Consider the following 19,517-nt stretch of genomic DNA (forward strand, 5'->3'; position numbering starts at 1 on the left):
CGAGTGCAGGGAGTCGCTGAGCGGGGTGTACGCGAACCAGCCGAAGTCGGCCGCACCGCCCGGGGTCAGGAAGCCGCTGATGGTGATCAAGCCACCGAACAGATACAGCCAGTATGCGAAGGCGTTGAGCCGCGGGAACGACACGTCCGGCGCGCCGATCTGGATCGGCACCACGAAGTTCGCGAAGGCGAACACGATCGGCGTCGCGAAGAACAGCAGCATGATCGTGCCGTGCATGGTGAACAGCTGGTTGTACTGCTCCGGCGACAGCACCTGCATGCCCGGCTGCGCCAGCTCGGTGCGCATGAGCAGCGCCATGAATCCGCCGAGGATGTAGAACACGAAGGCGGTGATCATATACATGATCCCGATCTGCTTCGCGTCCGTCGTCCGCAGGATCCGCGCGAGGGCCGAGCCCTTTACCTGCGGTCGCACCGGCCAGGGCCGGGTCACGATCGGCTTAGGCGCAACGGTCGTCACGGATAGCCTCCGGTGTCTCGTTCGTCCCACTCCGTACACCCGAGTGGAAAGGCGTACCTCGCAGGCAGAATAGTCCCCCGCCGACCCCCGGCGGGCGCGGGGTGACCAAAGAGCGCCGGGGTCTCAGAACGGCTCGACGAGCCCCCGGTACTGATCGGCGAAGATCCGTTGACCCCGCCTGCGCAGCATAGGGTCGCGCTCCGCCGGAGCGACGTCACGGGTCTTGTCACGCTCGCGGGTGCTCTCCCGGACCTGCCGGCAGCGGCCCTGTCTGCGCTGCTCATAGGCCCGAAGGGCGGCGGGCACGTCGTGCGGGGTGGCCTTGAGCACCTCGCCGAGCACGACGGCGTCCTCCAGCGCCATGGCGGCGCCCTGGGCCAGGGTCGGTGCGGTCGCGTGGGCCGCGTCGCCGACCAGCAGCACCGGGCCCTTCGTCCAGCCGTCCAGCACGACCTCGTCGGTGCGCGCGACCTGGACCTTCTCCAGCGCGGCGAGGATGGCCGGCACCAGCCCGCCGAAGTCGGCGAACAGCTTCCGCACGTGGGCGCGGGGATCCGCCGGGCTCGGCACCTCGGGGCCGGCGGTCTCGTCGGCGTGGATGTAGAGCCGCCGGCCGCCCATCGGCATCGCGACGAACTGGGAGCGCTCGCCGAACAGGCAGGTCCAGTCGCTGAGCGGCGGGCCGCCGCTGACCACGCTGCGGTAGACGATCTGCCCGGTCGAGATCGCGGCACCGCCGAGCCCGGCCTTCGCACGGATCGTGGAACGCCGCCCGTCGGCGCCGATGACCAGGTCGTACTCGGCGATGGCACCGTTGCCGAACTCGACCTTCGCCCCGCCGTCGACGATCTCCAGATCCCGGACCGCGGTGTCGTATCGCACCTCGCCACCGACGCTGGTGAGCAGCACCTGCTGCAGGTCGGCCCGGGAGAGCGCGCGGCTCTCCCCGACGCCCGCCCACAGCGCGGCGAGGTCGACCTCGAACAGCTCGTCGCCGGCGGAATTCTGGAACACCTGCCGGAAGATCAGGTCACCGAGCGGGCGCAGCGGCGCGTCCAGGCCGAGCTGCCGGATGGCACGGGAAGCGTTGCCGGGCAGGAAGATGCCGGCGCCGGGAACGGTGGTGGCGGGCAACTCCTCCACCACGTCCGGGCGGAAGCCGGCGACACGAAGCCCCCGGGCCACCGCGAGGCCGCTGATGCCAGCGCCCACAACGAGGATGCGCAGGGTCATCGCAGCAACGCCTCCGAGGGGTGTTCGATACGCGTCGGAGCCAAGACACTACAGGCCGCCACCGGAGCGCGAAACCCACGATCATGTCCGTGTCCGATTTGTTCGAAGTGAACGCTACGGAATGTTCGTGGCGTCACCGCCATGGCACACCCTACTTTCACTTCACTGGGGCCCGGCTAGCCGACCAGCTCGCCGAGTGGCACCCCGGCCAGGGCTTTCACGTCACGGGACAGGTGAGCCTGGTCGGCGTAGCCCGCCGTCACGGAGACGTCGGCGAACGGCCGGCCGGCCCGGGCCAGCGCCACCGCCTGCTGCAACCGGAGGATGCGGGCAAGCGTCTTGGGACCGTACCCGAAGGTGCTCTGGCATCGTCGGCGCAGGTGGCGCGGGCTGAGGCCGCAGTCCTCGGCGATCGCGGCGACCGGGCGGCCGGCCCGGGCGCCGGCGGCCACCGCCACCATCGCCCGCTCCGGCTCCCGCCAGCGCCGCAGCGCGAACGCCTCCAACGCGGCGATCGGGTCCGGCGCCTCGGACAGCCGGCGCACCTCGGCGGCGGGGCACACCGCGTCGAGCGGCACCTGCCGGTCGGTCAACTCGTCGGCGGGGACGCCGAGCACGCCCGGCCCGGTGCCGACGGCGAAGCGTAGGGCGAAGAACCGACTGCCCGGCGGGGCCGTGCCGAGCTGAGCGGCGGTGTCCGGGCCCGCGATGAAGACCGAGCCGTCCTGCCAGATCACGTCGAGGCAGCCGTCGGGCAGGATCCGCGCCGGCGGGCGGCCCGGCGGCACCGTGCTGCGCCAGGCGATGACGTGCGGGAGGCGTGCGGCCCATTCGACGTACATGCGAAGACCCTGACACGGAGGTGTGACAACTTCTCCGAATGACAACCGTGTAACTCAGGCGGACAATTGGCACCGTGACCGACCAGCTGGACGAGTACCGGCGCCGCCGCGACGCCCGCCGCACGCCGGAGCCCGTGCCCCGTGGCCGGCCCCGCCCCAGCACCGGGGAAAGGTTCGTCATCCAGCAGCACCACGCCCGCAGCCTGCACTGGGACGTCCGGCTGGAGCGGGACGGGGTGCTGGTCTCGTTCGCCGTCCCGCGCGGCCTGCCCCGCGACCGCGGCCGCAACAACCTGGCCAAACACACCGAGGACCACCCGCTGGAATACCTCACCTTCGCCGGGGAGATCCCGGCCGGCGAGTACGGCGGCGGCCGGATGACCATCCACGACCACGGCACCTACGAAACCGACAAATGGCGCGACGATGAGATCGGTGTCACTTTCCACGGGGAACGCACCAGCGGCCGATACGTCTTCTTCCAGACCGGCGGCAACGACTGGATGGTCCGCCGGATGGACCCGGCCGAGCCCGGCTGGCAGAGCATGCCGGAGGCCGTCGAGCCCATGCTCGCCGCCCGGTCCGCCGGGCTGCCGCCCGACGACGAGGACTGGGGGTACGAGCTGAGCTGGGCCGGCCGCCGCACGTGTGCGTACGTCTCCGGTGGCCGGATCCGGCTCACGGCGGCCGACGGCACGGACGTGACCTCCTGGTATCCGGAGTTGCGGCCGCTCGGCGAGGCGCTCGCGCCGCTGGAGGCCGTCCTCGACGGCGAGATCGTGCCGTTCGACGGCCAGCGGGTAGCGCCGGAGCTGCTGGAACGCCGCAAGGCGCCGCGAGACTCGGCCGCCGCGCGCCGGGCCGCCGACCGGACGCCGATCCAGTTCCTGGCCTACGACCTGCTCTGGCTGGAGGGGCACTCGACGGTGGAGCTGGTCCGCTATGCCGAGCGGCGGGAGCTGCTCGACGGGCTGGCCGTGACCGGCGACCACTGGCAGACCCCGCCGTACTTCCCCGGCGGCGGCTTGTTCGCGCTCGACGCCGCCCGGGCGCAGGGCCTGCCCGGCATCGTCGCGAAGCGCCTCGACTCGCCCTACCTGCCGGGCCGCCGCAGCCGCCTCTGGCTCTCGATCGACGCCGCTTGAATTCCTTCAGCGCGGCTCCGGCCGTCCGATCTAACGGGTTTCGCCGGTTCCAGCGACGGAAAGGGCCCTACCGCGATGCACTGCCCTGACATCTCAGCCGATCTCTGGAAGTCCGCCGCCCGCGTCCTCGATGCCAACTGGTCCACCGACCACACCGTCCCCTCCCGGCGTCTCTACCCCCACCAGTGGAGCTGGGACGCCGCCTTCATCGCCATCGGGCTCGCCTACGTCAACCCGACCCGCGCCTGGCGCGACCTGCGCAGCCTCTTCGAGGCGCAATGGCCCGACGGCCGGGTGCCGCACATCGTCTTCGACCCGCGCACCGCGGAGGACGACTACTTCCCCGGGCCGGCCTTCTGGGACGTCCCCGCGTACGGCGGCCGCCCCGCCCGCGGCAGCACCGGCCTGGTGCAGCCGCCGCTGCACGCGGTCGCCGCCTGGGAGGTCTACCGCCGCGCCACCGCGCACGGCGTGACCTGCGCCCGCGAGGCCGGCGAGCAACTCGCCTGGCTCTACCCGCGCCTGGTCGCGCAGCAGGAATACCTGACCGGGCGGCGCGACGCCGGCGGCGACGGGCTGGCGAGCATCGTGCATCCGTGGGAGTCGGGCCTGGACAACAGCCCTTCCTGGGACGCGGCCATGGCGGCCGTGCCGGCCGACCTGACGCTGCTGGACCGCTTCCAGCGGCGGGACATCCAGAACGCGGAGGCGGCGCACCGGCCCACCGACATCGACTACGCCCGGTACGTCGGCCTGGTGCTCGACTACCGCGACGGCGGCTACTTGGACACCGGGCTGGCGCAGCGGCACGCCTTTCTGGTCGAGTGCCCGTCGTTCAACTCGATCCTCGCCGCGGCCGAACTGGCCCTGGCGCACATCGCCGGGGTCGTCGGTGCCGACCCGGACCAGCACCGCGAGCGGGCGAGGCGGATCACCACGGCCATCTCCGCGCACCTGTTCGACCCGGCGACCCAGACGTTCCGGTCCCGTGACGTGCACAGCCGTGCCCTCAGCCCGGCCCGGTGCGTCAGCGGCCTGCTGCCGCTGCTGCTGCCCGACCTGCCCAGCTGGCAGGCGCAGGCGATCATGACCGAGGCCGGGTCACCGCGCTTCGGCCTGCCCGCGCGGACCGGCCTGCCGCTGCCGAGCTACGACCGGACGGCGCCCGGCTTCGACCCGCTGCGCTACTGGCGCGGGCCGATCTGGATCAACGTCAACTGGCTGCTGCGGCGCGGCATGCTCGTGCACGGCTACCGCGACGAGGCCGAGGAGTTGCGGCAGGCGATGATCCGCCTGGTGCACGCCGCCGGGCACTTCGAGTATTTCCACCCCGGCACCGGGGCGGGGATCGGCGCTCCGGCGTTCAGCTGGACCGCCGCCCTCTCCCTCGACCTGCTCGCCGACCGCAGCGTGCCCGCCTATGCCCGGGCCGCCTGAGCCCTCAGAACGCTTCCGCCCCGACGGTCGTGTCCGCGCCGTGCCCCGTGTGCACGACCGTCTCCGGCGGCAGCGTGAGCAACCGCTCGCGGATCGAACGCTCGATCGTCGGCCGGTCGCTGTACGAGCGGCCGGTCGCGCCGGGGCCGCCCTGGAACAGGGTGTCGCCGGTGAAGACACAGCCCAGGGCCGGCGCGTGCAGGCAGACTGCGCCGGGGCTGTGCCCGGGTGTGTGCAGCACCCGCAGGACCTGACCGGCGACGGCGATCTCGTCGCCGTCGGCCAGCGGCGCGGGCATCGACTCGCCGGGGTGCACCAGCTTCCAGAGGACCTCGTCCGCCGGATGCAGCAGCAGCGGGGCCCCGGTCTGCCGGGCCAGCTCGGGCGCGACCCGGACGTGGTCGTCGTGCGCGTGGGTGAGCACGATCGCGACGACCCGGCGGGAGCCGACCGCGTCGAGAATGCTCCGGACGTCGTGCGGCGCGTCGATCACCACGCACTCGTCGTCGTCGCCGACCACCCAGACGTTGTTGTCGACGTCGAACGTCTCGCCGTCCAGCGAGAACGTCCCGTGCGTCACCGCGTGGCCGACCCTCATGAGAAGAGCACCACCGAACGCAGCACGCCGCCCTTGTGCATCTTGGTGAACGACTCCTCGACCTGGTCGAGGCGGATCTCCTCGGTCACGAAGGCGTCCAGGTCGATCCGGCCCTGCAGGTAGAGCTCGGTCAGCATGGGGAAGTCGCGGGACGGCAGGCAGTCGCCGTACCAGCTGCTCTTGAGCGCCCCGCCGCGGCCGAAGATGTCGAGCAGCGGCAGCTCGACGGTCATCTCCGGGGTCGGCACGCCGACCAGGACCACGGTCCCGGCCAGGTCGCGGGCGTAGAACGCCTGCTTGTACGTCTCCGGACGGCCGACCGCCTCGACCACGACGTCGGCGCCGTTGCCGCCGGTCAGCTCCTGCACGGCGGTGACCACGTCCTGCTCCCGGGCGTTGACGGTGTGCGTCGCGCCGAACTTGCGGGCCCACTCGAGCTTCTGCTCGTCGGTGTCGATCGCGATGATCGTCGTAGCGCCGGCCAGCGCCGCGCCCACGATCGCGCCGTCGCCGACGCCACCACAGCCGATCACGGCCACCGAGTCGCCGCGGGTGACCCCGCCGGTGTTGATCGCCGCGCCGATGCCGGCCATCACGCCGCAGCCGAGCAGGCCGACGGCGGCGGGCCGGGCCCGCGGATCGATCTTGGTGCACTGGCCGGCGTGCACGAGCGTCTTCTCCACGAAGGCGCCGATGCCCAGCGCCGGGGAGAGCTCGGTGCCGTCCTCGAGCGTCATCTTCTGCGTCGCGTTGTGAGTGTTGAAGCAATACCACGGCTTGCCCCGGCGGCAGGCCCGGCAGGCGCCGCAGACGGCGCGCCAGTTCAGCACGACGAAGTCGCCCGGCGCCACGTCGGTGACCCCGGCGCCGACGGACTCGACGATGCCCGCGGCCTCGTGGCCGAGCAGGAACGGGAAGTCGTCGTTGATACCGCCCTCGCGATAGTGCAGGTCGGTGTGGCAGACCCCGCAGGCCTGGATCTTGACGACGGCCTCGCCCGGACCGGGGTCCGGCACGATGATCGTGGCTACTTCGACTGGCGCGCCCTTCGCCCGGGCGATGACTCCGTTGACTCGCTGGCTCATGGTCACCACCTTCTCACCTTCGTTCTCCGAGGGCATCCGGCTCTCCGGCGCGGAACTCGCCGACGTGGCCAGCGCCGGCGTCGAACTCACTTCCGGTGCGGGCCGTCCCACTCCGGCCCGCCGGCCGGGGCATCCAGGAGGGCACCGCAGAGCTTGGTGAGCTGGCGGATCTGCGTCGGGGTCAGCCGGTCGAAGACCTGGTTCCGCACGGCTTCCACGTGACCGGGCGCCGCCGCCACGATCTTCGCGAGGCCCGCGTCGGTCAGCACCGCGATCTGGACCCGGCCGTCCTCCGGGTCACGTTCGCGGCGGACCAGGCCCTGCGCCTCCAGGCGGGCGACCACATGCGACAACCGGGACAGCGAGGCACTGGCCTTCTTCGCCAGGCGGCTCATCGCCAGGCGGCGGTCGTCGCGCTCGGAGAGCGTGGCCAGCACCAGGTAGCCCATGTGGGTCAGGCCGGCGTCGCGCTGCAACTGGCCTTCCAGCGCGGCCGGGACCTTGACCATTACCTCAATGAACAGGCGCCAGGTCTGTTGCTCGTCGTCGGTCAACCACCGGGGCTCGTCCATGGCAGCAGATTAGTTAACCCTCTTCCCGACAGAGTCGGCCGGGTGCCCGGATCCCGGCCGGGCGCCCCTACCGCGCGTCATACCCCATTCGCCGGGAAAGCACCAACCCTCGGGGAAAATCAGGCGAACATTCGGGCAGCATGATCGACTTGCTGGGCGCCTGCGGGTACCGTCCGCAAAGACTTTCCCCGTGCGGCGCGGCGCCGGGGCCGGCTGGCTGGGGGGCCGAGGCCGACCCCGGCGCTGCGTCGATCCCGGCACCGGCGGGCCCACCCAGCCAACCGGACCGGCCGAGAACGCGACGCTCAGGACGCCGGCGGCTCATCCTTGCCGGCCGCTTCCAACGCGTCGGCCTCCGCCTTGGTCTTGTGCACCGCGGCGTCCGCGTGCTCCGGCGGGCCGTAGACCGTGTACAGCACGAGCGGGTTCGGCCCCTCGTTGGTGAAGTTGTGCTTGCGGCCGGCCGGCACGACCACCAGGTCGCCCTGGTTGACCTTGCGGGTCTGCCCGCTGACCTTGGCCTCTCCGGTGCCGCTCACGAAGGTGAGAATCTGGTCCACCTCATGGACCTCCTCGCCGATCTCGCCGCCCGGCGGGATCGTCATGATCACGAGCTGGGTGTGTTCACCCGTCCACAGCACGCGGCGGAAGTCCGGGTTCTTCTCGGCAACAGTGGCGATCGTGTAGTGCTCCATGCCGCGGGTGTACCCGCATTACTGCCGGTTTGAACGCCGCAGGCGGTTGGCCGGCTGCAACTCCTCCAGCGGGGACGGGCGGCCGATCAGGTAGCCCTGCACGAAGTCGACGCCGAACTCGCGCAGCATCCGCAGCGTCGCCTCGTCCTGCACGTACTCGGCGACCGTGTGGATGCCGTACGCCTGGCAGACCTGCACCAGCGCCCGGACCAGCACCTGGTCCTCCGGATTGCGCACCAGGTCCACCACGTACTCGCCGTCGATCTTGACCAGGTCGATCGGGAACATCCGCAGGTAGCGGAACGACGCGTAGCCCGAGCCGAAGTCGTCCAGGGCCAGTTGGCAGCCCAGGTCGCGGATCCTGTCCGCGAAGTGCCGGGCCTCGCTCAGGTTGCCGATCAGCGCCGTCTCGGTGATCTCGAAGGTGAGCTGCTCCGGGTTCACCGCATACCGCTCGACCAGGCTTTCCACGTCGGCGGTCAGCCGCGGGTCGCCCACCGACCGGCCGGAGAGGTTGATCTGCAGGCAGAGGTCGGTGCGGTCGGCCGCGAGTTGCATCGCCCGCTCGACCACCCACAGGTCGATGTCGTAGATCGTGTCGAGCCGCTCGGCGATCTGCAGGACCTGTTCCGGCGACTGCGGGTTGTCGCCCTCGTCGAGGACGCGCAGCAGCAACTCGTGCCGGAGCACCCGGTTGGTCTGCAACTCGAGGATCGGCTGGGCGAAGAGCGTGAACCGGTCGGTGCCGAGCGCGTCGGCGACCCGGTCGCGATAGGTGCCCTGCCGGTCGCGGGCCGGCACCGGGTCGGCGACCATGGTCAGCGGCCGGTCGGCGTCGCGGGCCTGGCGCCAGGCCTGTTCGGCGTCGATCAGCAGGTCGTGGCTGCCGGCCTCGGCCTCGGGGCGGAACCGCACCAGCCCGGCCCAGACCCGGGCGCGCAGCCAGGCGTCGGGCAGCACGAACGGCTGCGTGCGCAGGGCCTCCACGAAGAGATCGGCCTTGCGGCGGGCCATCACCCAGGAGGCGCCGGGCAGCAGGACGGCGATCTCGTGCGTGCCGGCCCGGCCCAGCAGGGTGTCGGGGCAGGCGAGCCCTTCGAGTACGCGGGCAGCACGCTCCAGCAGGTCGACGTGGCGATCGACGCCCTCGCGCTCGGCCCGGTCCGGCTCGATCCGGACCACCAGCACCGCGCCGCCGCCACGGCGCTGCGCCCGGTCGACCTCGTCGGCGAAGCGGGCCCTGGTCATCAGCCCGGTCGCGGGGTCGCGTTCGACGATCGACGCCTGCACCGTCTCGCCACGGCGGCTCAGCCGGGCGACCTCGCGCCGGGCGCGTTCGCGGGCGGAGACGTCGCGCAGCGAGCCGTGCATGCCCACCACGGCGCTCGCGGGATCGACGATCGGTTCCAGCTGGCAGTCCACGTCGAACCAGCCGCCGTCGTCGCGCATCAGCCGTACCGTCGTGCGCACGGACTCGCGCGCCGTCCAGGCGCGGGTGATCGCGCTGAGCGCCTTGGCGTGGTCGTCGACGTGCACGTGCCGGGCGAGGATCTGCTGGCTGAGCTCGCTGTTCGCCGGCGGCCGGCCGAGCAGCGCGGCGAGCGCCTCAGACCAGACGATCTTCTCGCCGGCGGCCAGGTAGGTGAACCAGGCCTCGTCGTCGGACGGCGTGCGGGGCTCGGGCAGCGGCAGCTGGTGGCCCTGGTTCGGGCTCATCCGGGGACGGCGGGAGAGCCGGTCGCGCAGCGCGCGCGGACGCGGAAAACGTTCCTCGGGTGCCGTCATGCGCCGCCCATGCCTCCCCTCCAGCTGAACCGTTGCCCATGACCTATTACGACCCGTCACAGGTCGATGTAACAGTGGGCACCCGCGACAATGTTTTCGCAGCTGGCCCAACAAAACAACAGACAGCACATTCTCCACCGTTCAGGGCCCGAATTTGACCGATCGGTCGACCTCCCCGCCGCAGTCGGCAATGACCCGGTTCCCGGCGGATTACATGACAGACAGTTACTTGCTGTGGTGGAGGCGGAACCATGCGCGACACCTGCCCATTCACCTCGATCAACATGCACGCACCGCCGTGACCGGCGTGCGCCGCGTAACGAGATCCGGAGACGGTGGATATGGTGGCCCTTCGGACACGTGAGCGAGGACGACGACGCATGGGCATCATTCGGGACATGCAGCGGGCGCACGCGACCCAGACTGCCGCCCAGCAGCGGGCACAGACCGCCGCCGAACAGCAGCGCCAGCTGATCCGGCGCAACGCCGACCTGGCGGCCGCGGCCGCCCAGCGGGCCGCCTCCGACGCGGCGCGGCAGCGGGAGCACCGCCGGCTGTACGCGGAAGCGCGGACGGCCGACGCGGCGGCGGCGAACGCGGATGTCCGGGCCCGGCTGTCCGACCTCGACGGGCTGCTGCTGTCGACCCTGGACGTCGACGACCACATCGACCTGGACAGGTTCAAGAAGCCGGTGCAGGTGCCGCCGTTCGACCCGGGCAAGCTCGGCCGGCCGCTGCCGGAGCCGTCCTGGGACAGCTTCGCGCCGCCGGAGCCGCGCGGGGTCGGCAAGATCCTCGGCGGCGAACGGATTCACCAGCAGCAGGTGGAAGCGGCGAAGCGGGCGTACCAGGACGCCCGCGCCCGCTGGACGGACGGCGAGACCCGGCGGCTGCGGCAGCTGGCGGCACGGGAGCTGCAGTACGAGGAGAACCGCAGCCGCTACGAGGCGAAGCTGATCTCCTACAACGCCGAGGTGGACCGCTTCGCGGCGGCCGTGGCCGGCGCCGACCCGGAGTCGGTGGTCGAATACTTCGCGATGGTGCTGGGCAACTCGGTCTATCCCGACGATTTCCCCCAGCATTTCCGGCTCGCGTTCCTGCCGCGGCAGCGCCGGCTGCTGGTCGAATACCACCTGCCGCCGGTCGAGGTGATCCCGGTGATCAAGGACTACCGCTACGACCGGGTGCGCGACGACCTGATGGCGGTGCCGCGCGACGAGGGTGAGGTCCGCCGCCGGTATACCGAGATCATCTCGATGGTGGCGCTGCGGACCATCCACGAGATCATCGAGGCCGACCGCGGCGCGCTGGTGGGCGAGGTGCTGTTCAACGGCATCGTGGACACCATCGACCGGCGCACCGGCCAGTTCGTGCGCCCGTGCCTGGCCTCGGTGCGGGCCGAGCGGGAGACGTTCGCCGCGATCAAGCTGCGCCGGGTCGACCCGGTCGCCTGCCTCAAGCACCTGCAGGCCGGGCTGTCCGCGCAGCCGGACCAGCTCGAAGGGGTCGTCCCGCTGACCGACTTCGACTCCGACGCCGGCCAGGACTTCACCGGCGAGTTCAACGTGCTCGCCGACATCGATGAGCGGCCCAACCTGGCCGCCCTGCCGGACATCGAATACGAACAACTGCTCAGCGACCTGTTCGGCAACATGGGCCTGGAGATGGGTGCGGCGGCCGAGGGCCCGCGCTGGCGGGCCACCGATCCGCGGCCGCTGTTCGGCGGCCCGGTCGTGATCTACGCGGCCCGCGGCAAGGCGGTCAGCGCGGCCACCGCGGCCGGGCTCGCCGAGGAGGTCACCGCGTCGGGCGCGACCAAGGGCATCCTGGTCGCGATCGACGGGTACGAGGTGGCGGCCCACGAGGCGGTGGCGGGCCGCCCGATCGAGCTGCTGGACGGCCCCGGCCTGCTGAACCTGCTCGCCGAGCACTCCCGGGTGAAGGCCCGGATCGAGCCGATCTAGAGACGCAGCTCGTGGCCGGTGGTGGCGTCCACCTGCGCCGGGATCTCCTCGTGCCGGTCGCCGACGGTCGGCGTCCCGGTGGGCTCGAACATCATGATCTGCGCGCCACCGGGCGAGCTCGGCTTGTGCTCGGTGCCGCGCGGCACGGTGAAGACATCGCCCTTGCCCAGCACGACCGTGCGGTCCCGCAGGGCGATCCGCAGCTCGCCGTCGAGCACGAGGAAGAACTCGTCGGTGTCGTCGTGGGTGTGCCAGAGGTGCTCGCCGTGCACCTTGGCGACCCGGACGTCGTAGTCGTTGACCCGGGTCACGATGCGTGGGCTCCACAGGTCGTCGAAGGAGGCCAGGGCCGCGGTCAGGGAGATCGGTTCGTCGGTCACCCGTTCATCGTGGGCCTGGCGGACGGCTCGCGGGAGTGCTAGGAATCGCATATGCCGCAAGGATCCTCGCACCGGGTCGTGGTCATCGTCGACGAGAACTCGAACCCGTTCGAGCTGAGCTGCGCGATCGAGATCTTCGGCCTGCGGCGCCCCGAGCTGGGCCGCGACCTGTACGACTTCCGCCTCTGCTCCCCCGCCTCGCACACGCTGATGCGCGACGGCTTCTACACCCTCACCGGCGTCGCCGACCTGGCGGCGGCGGAGCACGCGGACACCCTGATCGTCCCGAACCGCCCCGACGTCGAGGTGCCCCGGCGCCCGGCCGTCCTGGCCGCGATCCGCCGCGCCCACGCCCGCGGCGCGCGCCTCGTCGGCTTCTGCAGCGGGGCGTTCACGCTGGCGGAGGCGGGCGTGCTGGACGGCCGCCGGGCCACCGCGCACTGGCAGTGGGCCGACGACTTCCGCGCCCGGTTCCCGGCGGTGACCCTCGAACCGGACGTGCTCTTCGTCGACGACGGCGACATCCTCACCGCCGCGGGCAGCGCGGCGGCGCTCGACCTGGGCCTGCACGTGGTCCGCCGCGACTTCGGGGCGGAGGTCGCCAACTCGGTCAGCCGCCGGCTGGTCTTCGCCGCCCACCGCGACGGCGGCCAGCGCCAGTTCGTGGAGCGCCCGGTCCCGGTGGTCCTGGACGAGTCGCTGGCGCCGCTGCTGGCCTGGGCTCAGGAACACCTGGACCGCCCGCTGACCGTGCCGGGCCTGGCCGCCCGCGCGGCGCTGAGCCCGGCCACCCTGCACCGGCGCTTCCGGGCGGAACTGGGCACGACACCGCTCGCCTGGCTGACCGCCGAACGGGTCGCGCTGGCCTGCCGGCTGATCGAACGCGGCGAGTCCCGCTTCGCGGTCGTGGCCCGCCGGACCGGCCTGGGAACGGCGGCTAATCTCCGGTCGCTGCTGCGCCGCCGGACGGGCCTGAGCCCGTCGGAGTATCGCCGCCGCTTCGCCCCGGATCCGGCCCCGGTTCCGGCCCTGGCTCCGGTTCCGGTTCCGGTTCTGGCTCCGGCTCCGGCTCCGGATCCGGTCGCCACGGGGCCACGTTGAGTTCCTCGATGCGCTGCCAGAGCGGCCGCAGGGCGGCTTCCGGCTCGCGGGCGAAGATGCTGCCGCGGATCCGGACGAAGACGCAGTTGCCGACCCGTTCCAGCACCGCCTGGCGGCGCATGTCGCTCTCCCACTGCTCCGGCCCGTGGTACGCGTCCCCGTCGCACTCGATGGCCAGGCGGCGACCGTCCGGGGCGTTGAGCACGAAGTCGATGCGGTAGCCGCCGATCCGGAACTGCGGCGTCGGCCGGTAGCCGCGCTTGACCAGCCGGCGCAGCACCTCGCGCTCGAAGTCGCTCTCGCAGAGCAGTTCCAGATCGGGCGCCGTCGTCTGCACCGGCAGATTCAGCGCGTAGTTCAGCAACAGCGCCCGGGCGTCGTCGGCCAGCAGCGACGAGGGCCGCACCGAGTGGAAGATCCAGAGCTGGTCCCGGGCCCGGGACGCGGCCACGTTGACCCGGCGGTGATATTCCCGCTTGGTGAACGCCGACGGCCGGCCGTCGTTGTCGGAGACCACCATCGACACCAGCACGACGTCGCGCTCGTCACCCTGGAAGGTGTACGCGTCGCCCACCCGCAGCCGCCGGGCCTCCATCTCGTCCTCGCCGATCGCCTCGCGCAGCCCCGCCAACAGGTACGACGCCTGCCCGCTGGTGCTGAGCAGGCTGATCACGCCGAGCGTCTTCCCCCGGTATGCCGGATCCGCGACCAGCGCCGCCACCTGCGCCACCAGCGCGTCCGCCTCCGCGAGGTTCACGTCACCGAAGGGTGGCAGCGGCTGCCTGGTCCCGTCCGGGATGAACACGGCACGGACCGGCATCGACAGCGCCCGGTCCGCGCGCAGCGGCTGGATCTTGCCGTCGTAGTAGTGCCGCGACGAGAACTCGATGATCTGCGGCACGCAGCGGAAGTGCTCGGTGAGCAGGATCCGTTCCGGCGAGCGCCGCACCGCGTGGTCGTAGAGCGAAGACTCCGGGTCGAAGTGCTCGGCCGACGGGACGTCGTCCAGGTGGCTGTGGATCAGCCCCGCGACCGAGCCGACGAAGCCGAGTTGCGGGCCGATCTGCTGGTCGTCGCCGACTACCACGGCCCGCTCGGCCAGCGCCAGCACCGGCAGCGCGAACAGGTCGGCCTGCGACGCCTCGTCCACGATCACCACGTCGAAGTGCGCGCCACCGGCGAACTGCTCGATCGCCCGGTCCACCGACATGACCCAGACCGGCACGGCCTCGACCGCCGACTCCATGGCCCGCTGGGCGTGCGCCTGCCAGGCCGCCGCGCTGCGGCCGGTGCCCTTGCCGATCTTGCGGAGCGCGGTGGTCCAGTCCGCGAGCGCGGCCCGCCGGCGGTCGTCGAGGGCGCGGGACACCTCCAGCCACGCGGACGCCACGACGAGCTCACCGGTGAGTCGCCGGATCTTGTCGCGGGCCAGCTCGATCCGGCGGTTCAGCACGGCCGGGTCGACGCTGCCGACGACGTCGTCGAACCACGTCTGCGCCTGCCGCCATTCCCAGGCCCGCAGGCAGAGGTTGCCCGACACCTCCGGCACCAGCCCGGCTTCGACCTGCGCGGCCCACTCCGGCGCCACCTCCGCGAGCCGGTCGCGCAGTTCGCCGTACCGCTGCACGTCGGGCCGCAGCGCGGTGAGCCGGCGCGCCTCCGCGACCAGCGCGTCCCACTCCTCCAGGCCGGGCGCGAACCAGGCCGCCGCCAGCGGTGGCCACGGCACCAGCGCGTCGGCCACCGCGCGGTCGGCGGCGTCCAGCGCATCGAGGTCAAAGACGACCGGGGAGTCGTCGAGCAGGGCCGAGACCTCGGCAAGCCGGGCCGGGTCGAGATCCAGCTCCTCCTGGGGCACGAGCACCCGCAGCCGCGCCGACAGCTCGGGCCACAGCCGGGCGTCCCAGCCCAGCGACTGCGCGGCCTCGGCCAGCAGCGTTCCCGCCCACACCTCCGGGTCGCCGGGCCGTTCCGGAATGGCGAGCCGCTGGATCCACTCGCCCCAGTGCTCGCCGAGCCGCCGCCGGGCCTGCCCCCGCCGCACCCAGGCGGCGGCCAGCTCGACGTCCTCGACCGTGCGCAGGGCCTCGCCGTCCACCCGGACCTCGTCGGCGATCCGCCACAGCCCGGACTGCAGGATCCGGTTGACGCCCCGGCCCGCGGCGAACCGTTCGCGCAGCTCGCCGAGGCCGGCCAGCAGCCGCTTCGGCTCCGCGGCCAGCGCGTCCGCGGCGGTGACCCGGTGCCCGCCGAGGGACCGGGCCAGCTCGGCGAGCGCGCGCTGCAGCCCCTCGGTGGCGGTGACGTGGTCGGTCCACATGGTCGCCCAGTGCGGATCGGAGAGCAGCCGGCCCAGCCGGTCCGTCCAGGTGCCCTCGCGCCGGTGCAGCCACGCGACCGCGTCGCGCAGCCCGTCGAGCAACTCACCGAGGGCGGCGGCGCCGTGTGCGCGTACCGCATCGGTGTCGACGCCGGCCGCCTCCAGGCGGGAGACGCGGTCGGCGGCCGCCTCCCGCTCGGCTCGCGCGCTTCTCCCGGTCGCCGCCTCCGGCAGGGCCGTGACCTCCGGCAACGGGCGCAGTGCCGCCGCGCGATCGGCGGGCGCGAGCCGGGCGGCGAGCTGCAGCAGGGCCGCGAACTCCGCCGCGGACAGCGGCGGCCGGTCGGCCGGCGCGACCGGATCGGGGATGCCGCCGTGCGCGGCTGCCCGCTCCCGCAGCCAGGCACCCACGTCGGCGGGCGAGAGGCGCACGTCGTCGATCCGGTACGTCGCGGCCTCGTTCTCCGCGATCGCCCGCAGCCCGCCCAGCGCCGCCGCCAGGTCGCGCTCGGCGTCCTCAAGTCGGCGGGTGAGCCGCTGCACCCGGCCCGCCTCCGCCTTCTGGTCCAGGGTCGCGGCGCGGTCGGACAGCTCACGCGCGGCGAGCTGCAACTGCACGAGCTGGTCCGTGGTGCGGCCGAGGACGGCCAGGCAGAGGGCCTGGACCTCGGCCGGCAGGCCGTCGCGGAGCACCCGCAGCGGGTCCTCCTTCTGCGCGACGACCAGCACGCGCTTGCCGTTGGCCATCAGGTGGCAGATGAGATTGCGGATCGTGTGGGTCTTGCCGGTGCCCGGCGGGCCCTGCACGGCGACGTTGCGGTGCTGTGCCAGCCGGCGGGCGATCGATTCCTGGGCCTCGTTGGTGGGCAGCGGCATGAGCAGCCGCTCCCCCACCCGGTGCCACTCCTCGGGCTGGTCGTCGGGCATCCGCAGCTTGCTGGGCTCGTGCGCGACGATCGCGGCCAGCGCGCCGATGCTGGTGGTGTCGCCGGCCAGCAGCCTGTCCCGCAGGCTCTCCAGGAAGCCGCGCAGCAGCCGCTGCCGGGGCCGGGCGAACAGGACGCCGGTGTCGACGAGGTGCGGGCCGGTGCCGGTCTCGCCGGGCGCGAGCACCCGGCGGTCGTAGCCGAGCCGGCCCAGGGCGCGCTCGAACAACTCCCGGCGCTCCAGGTCGTCCCAGAGGTCGACCTCGAGGGTGCCGGCCGGCCCGGCGAGGGCCAGCAACTGACCGAGATAGCGCTCGTCCAGGCCGGCGAGCGCGTCGGTCTGCAGCCGGGACGGGCCCTGCGGCGAGACGGTGATCAGCGAGCGGTCCGGGTCGTACTCGATCAGCACCGGCGTCGCGACCAGCGGATAGCGCACCCGGTTGCCCGCGATGACGGTGTCCAGGATGCCGTGGCCCCAGACCAGCTCGGTGGTGGCGGCGGCCATGTCGACCTGGTGCATCAGGTCGAAGAGCTGCCGGTGCAGGACCCGGGCCCGTTCCGCCTCGGCGCTGGCGAGCGACCAGGGCCGCCACACCTCGTCGCGCCAGGCCTCGAAGGCCTCCCCGTCGGCCTTGGGCTCGTCGGTCGGGCTGACCTCGTTGAGCCGGCGCCGCAGCTCGGCGGGGACCGCGACCGGACCCGGCAGGTCCGGCAGGCCGACCCGCAGCCAGCCGGTGCCGTCCGCGGCCGGCCCGATCTCGCAGGCGGGGTGCGCCGGCAGGGCGTCGAGACGGTGCGCGTCGGCGGGCACCGTGCGCGCGGGGCGTTCCATGTGTGCGCGCACGGCGAGCAGGTAATCCGCCACGGAGACGGCCCGGTCCCGGATGACGGTGGGCGACTCGGACTGCGGCGCGGACATTCTTCGCAGGTTATCCGATGTCCGCAGCCGCGACGGGGCGGCGCGGGAGGCACCGGCACCGCTATGGTTTCGATGCTCGAAGGGGGACGACGTGTCGCAGGGTGATTGGCAAGACTGGAGCGCCGCCGGGCAGCCCCAGCCGTACCCCTATCCATATCCGCAGCCGATGGGCTTCGATCCCGCCGATCCGCTGATCAGCAACGACTTCAACGGGTGGTGGGGGCGCGGCTTCCGGCTGGTCAAGGCGGCGTGGCGGCCGCTGGCGGTGATCCAGGCGATCGTCGCGGTGCCCGCCCTGATGCTGCTGCTGCCGGCCATGGTGATCTTCCAGGACCGGCAGCGGAAGGCCATGGCGAGCCTGGAGGCGGCGGTCGCCGCCGACACCCAGCCGGACTTCTCGCAGTTCTTCGCCGGGCTGCCGATCCTGCTGCCGGCCGCGGCGCTGGCCGGCCTGGTCTACGTGTTCGGGCAGCTCGCCAGCCAGCAAGTGGTGGTGTTCCTCGCCACCGGGCGCACCGGCGGCCTGGTGGGCCCGGCCTTCCTGGCGGCGATCAAACGCCTCCCGGCGGTGATCGGCTGGTATCTGCTGACGATCCCGGTGCTGATCGTGGCGCTCGTGCTGTGCTTCTTCCCGGTGATCTACGTGAGCGCGGTGCTCATGGTGCTGTCGGTGGTCGTCCTGCTGGAGCGCGGCAACGGCATCGGCCGCTGCTTCCAGCTCTTCCACGCGAAGCTCGGCGTCTCGGTGAGCCGCATCGCGACGATCATCGGCCTGAGCTTCGCGGGGGGCCTGGTCCTGACCCTGCTGACCACGATCGTCGACGTGACGATCGGCGGCAGCTACGGCACCCCGAACACCACGGCCACGGTGATCAACGCAGTGCTGCAGGGCGCGTACTACTTCGTGAGCTACCTGGTCCTGGCCCCGCTGCTGGTGACCGCGTACGCCGACATGCGCGCCCGCTACGAGCCCTTCACCACGGCGAGCCTCGTCACACCGGGCCCGTAGCGGTAGTCATACACAGACGGCCACGGAAAAACTCGATCCCATGAACGCATGGCGATCTCGCGAGCTCAGTGCAGAATGGCGTATCGGGCGGAGGCCCTCCGGCAGGATCTGTCGATAGGCCTCCACACGGTCACTGAAATCAACCAATCCATCCGGTACGCCGACACCAAGGCCGGGGCCTTGGCAGCCGTACAGGCGCTGGCGGTGACGGTTCTGGCCAACCGCAGCGCCGCTGGCACGGCGGACCTTGCGCCGGCACTGCTGTTCGCTTTGGGCTTGGTGCTGGTCATGGCCTCCGCGGCGTTGCTGGTGGCCGGGCAGTTTCCCCGCTTGTCGAACAAGACAGCCCCTGGCAGCCGCAATGCGTTCCCGGCTCTGGCGATGATGCCACCGCTGAGTGTTCAGACCGCACCATCTCTGGCCAGGCAGCACCAACAGGTGTGGCAGCAGGCGGCGGACTTGGCAAACATCGCTATGACGAAGTACCGCTGGCTGCACCGTGCGACCGTCGGAACCTTCCTCGCGCTGGCCACTGTCCTGCTCGGGCTCGGCATGACCGCCTGGTTCACTCAGCGATGACCTTCTTGAGTTCCGTCTCCGTCTCCGTCACTGTCTTGGTCTTCTCGTGCACTGCGGTGACTTTGGTGTGCATGGAGCCGATGTCAAACGCCGATTGCAGCCTGCTGATGGCGTACTCCCGCATCGGCTCTGCGTCCGCCTGGTTGATCAGGTGATTGCTGAGCAGATCCTGCAGGATCTGTCTTGCTCGGTCATATTCGTCCCGCTGGCCCGCGTGCAGCATGTCGACGACAGTCTTGATGTCGTCCGGGTGATCAAGCAGATGCAGCATGACGACGTTGTAGCCGCCCTCGGCGACCGCGGTCCGGTAGAAGCTGACTCGCTGGTTCTTGAGGGCTAGTTCGTGCCGAGCGGCCATCGCATCGAGCTGGTGGGCATGCTCGGCACGAGTCCGCTCGACCAGGCTTCGGTGCTCCTCCTGCCCGCGCTCCAATGCCCCTTGCAAGA

16 protein-coding genes and 1 pseudogene are annotated in these 19,517 nt (G+C 71.9%); 6 read left to right on the plus strand and 11 right to left on the minus strand.

Annotation, left to right across the window (positions count from 1 at the left end; all coding sequences use genetic code 11):
* The 3 genes from DMB66_RS47015 to DMB66_RS47025 form a co-directional block, all read right to left on the minus strand.
* Positions 1-480: cbb3-type cytochrome c oxidase subunit I (locus DMB66_RS47015; protein WP_199753038.1), on the minus strand; the 480-nt coding region annotated here is incomplete at its 3' end.
* A gap of 123 nt (positions 481-603) precedes the next feature.
* Positions 604-1,713 carry an FAD-dependent monooxygenase gene (locus DMB66_RS47020; RefSeq protein WP_125810614.1) on the minus strand — a complete coding sequence of 370 codons (1,110 nt, stop codon included), beginning with the start codon at positions 1,711-1,713 and terminating at the stop codon, positions 604-606.
* A gap of 176 nt (positions 1,714-1,889) precedes the next feature.
* Positions 1,890-2,600 carry a helix-turn-helix domain-containing protein gene (locus DMB66_RS47025; protein ID WP_370320626.1) on the minus strand — a complete coding sequence of 237 codons (711 nt, stop codon included), beginning with the start codon at positions 2,598-2,600 and terminating at the stop codon, positions 1,890-1,892.
* 29 nt (positions 2,601-2,629) lie between these two features.
* On the opposite strand from DMB66_RS47025, the gene DMB66_RS47030 reads away from it, so the two are divergent.
* Both DMB66_RS47030 and DMB66_RS47035 read left to right on the plus strand, forming a co-directional pair.
* Positions 2,630-3,700 carry a DNA polymerase ligase N-terminal domain-containing protein gene (locus tag DMB66_RS47030; RefSeq protein ID WP_125810616.1) on the plus strand — a complete coding sequence of 357 codons (1,071 nt, stop codon included), beginning with the start codon at positions 2,630-2,632 and terminating at the stop codon, positions 3,698-3,700.
* Positions 3,701-3,775: 75 nt separating this feature from the next.
* Positions 3,776-5,137, plus strand: coding sequence for a hypothetical protein (locus DMB66_RS47035; protein ID WP_125810617.1), 1,362 nt, complete (start codon positions 3,776-3,778; stop codon positions 5,135-5,137).
* A gap of 4 nt (positions 5,138-5,141) precedes the next feature.
* Here the strand turns inward: DMB66_RS47035 and DMB66_RS47040 are convergent, their stop codons facing one another.
* From DMB66_RS47040 to DMB66_RS47060, 5 genes are all read right to left on the minus strand, one after another.
* Positions 5,142-5,735 (minus strand): MBL fold metallo-hydrolase, encoded by a 594-nt coding sequence (locus tag DMB66_RS47040; RefSeq protein ID WP_125810618.1) that lies wholly within the window; start codon positions 5,733-5,735, stop codon positions 5,142-5,144.
* Complete coding sequence (locus tag DMB66_RS47045) at positions 5,732-6,820, minus strand: S-(hydroxymethyl)mycothiol dehydrogenase (protein ID WP_125810619.1); 1,089 nt, start codon at positions 6,818-6,820, stop codon at positions 5,732-5,734. The genes DMB66_RS47040 and DMB66_RS47045 overlap by 4 nt, the downstream gene beginning before the upstream one ends.
* Before the next feature lie 86 nt (positions 6,821-6,906).
* Positions 6,907-7,392 carry a MarR family winged helix-turn-helix transcriptional regulator gene (locus tag DMB66_RS47050; protein ID WP_125810620.1) on the minus strand — a complete coding sequence of 162 codons (486 nt, stop codon included), beginning with the start codon at positions 7,390-7,392 and terminating at the stop codon, positions 6,907-6,909.
* Between the two features lie 305 nt (positions 7,393-7,697).
* On the minus strand, positions 7,698-8,087 hold the full coding sequence (locus DMB66_RS47055; protein WP_125810621.1) for a cupin domain-containing protein: 390 nt from the start codon (positions 8,085-8,087) through the stop codon (positions 7,698-7,700).
* Between the two features lie 18 nt (positions 8,088-8,105).
* Entirely contained in the window at positions 8,106-9,872 is a 1,767-nt protein-coding gene (locus tag DMB66_RS47060; RefSeq protein ID WP_233625338.1) for an EAL domain-containing protein, read from the minus strand.
* 380 nt (positions 9,873-10,252) lie between these two features.
* Here DMB66_RS47060 and DMB66_RS47065 point away from each other — a divergent pair, with 380 nt between their 5' ends.
* The gene (locus DMB66_RS47065) at positions 10,253-11,836 is read left to right on the plus strand and encodes a restriction endonuclease (protein ID WP_125810622.1); all 1,584 of its coding nucleotides are present in this window, start codon (positions 10,253-10,255) and stop codon (positions 11,834-11,836) included.
* Here the strand turns inward: DMB66_RS47065 and DMB66_RS47070 are convergent.
* Positions 11,833-12,216 carry a cupin domain-containing protein gene (locus tag DMB66_RS47070; protein WP_125810623.1) on the minus strand — a complete coding sequence of 128 codons (384 nt, stop codon included), beginning with the start codon at positions 12,214-12,216 and terminating at the stop codon, positions 11,833-11,835. The genes DMB66_RS47065 and DMB66_RS47070 overlap by 4 nt on opposite strands.
* A gap of 51 nt (positions 12,217-12,267) precedes the next feature.
* Here DMB66_RS47070 and DMB66_RS64685 point away from each other — a divergent pair, with 51 nt between their 5' ends.
* Positions 12,268-13,317, plus strand: a complete 1,050-nt coding sequence (locus DMB66_RS64685; protein ID WP_233625339.1) for a GlxA family transcriptional regulator — start codon at positions 12,268-12,270, stop codon at positions 13,315-13,317.
* A gap of 67 nt (positions 13,318-13,384) precedes the next feature.
* Here the strand turns inward: DMB66_RS64685 and DMB66_RS47080 are convergent.
* A pseudogene (locus tag DMB66_RS47080) lies at positions 13,385-17,482 on the minus strand (AAA domain-containing protein); the annotation flags it as partial.
* A gap of 91 nt (positions 17,483-17,573) precedes the next feature.
* Here DMB66_RS47080 and DMB66_RS47085 point away from each other — a divergent pair.
* Both DMB66_RS47085 and DMB66_RS47090 read left to right on the plus strand, forming a co-directional pair.
* A complete protein-coding gene (locus DMB66_RS47085; RefSeq protein WP_125810625.1) occupies positions 17,574-18,491 on the plus strand; it encodes a hypothetical protein in 918 nt (305 codons plus the stop codon).
* Between the two features lie 48 nt (positions 18,492-18,539).
* Positions 18,540-19,070: a Pycsar system effector family protein gene (locus DMB66_RS47090; protein ID WP_125810626.1), complete on the plus strand. Its 531-nt coding sequence runs from the start codon at positions 18,540-18,542 to the stop codon at positions 19,068-19,070.
* On the opposite strand, the gene DMB66_RS61805 is transcribed toward DMB66_RS47090, so the two are convergent.
* Positions 19,057-19,517 (minus strand): hypothetical protein (locus tag DMB66_RS61805; RefSeq protein ID WP_199753039.1); only part of this gene is annotated, 461 nt, incomplete at its 5' end. The genes DMB66_RS47090 and DMB66_RS61805 overlap by 14 nt on opposite strands.

It is taken from the genome of Actinoplanes sp. ATCC 53533, from assembly GCF_003947245.1.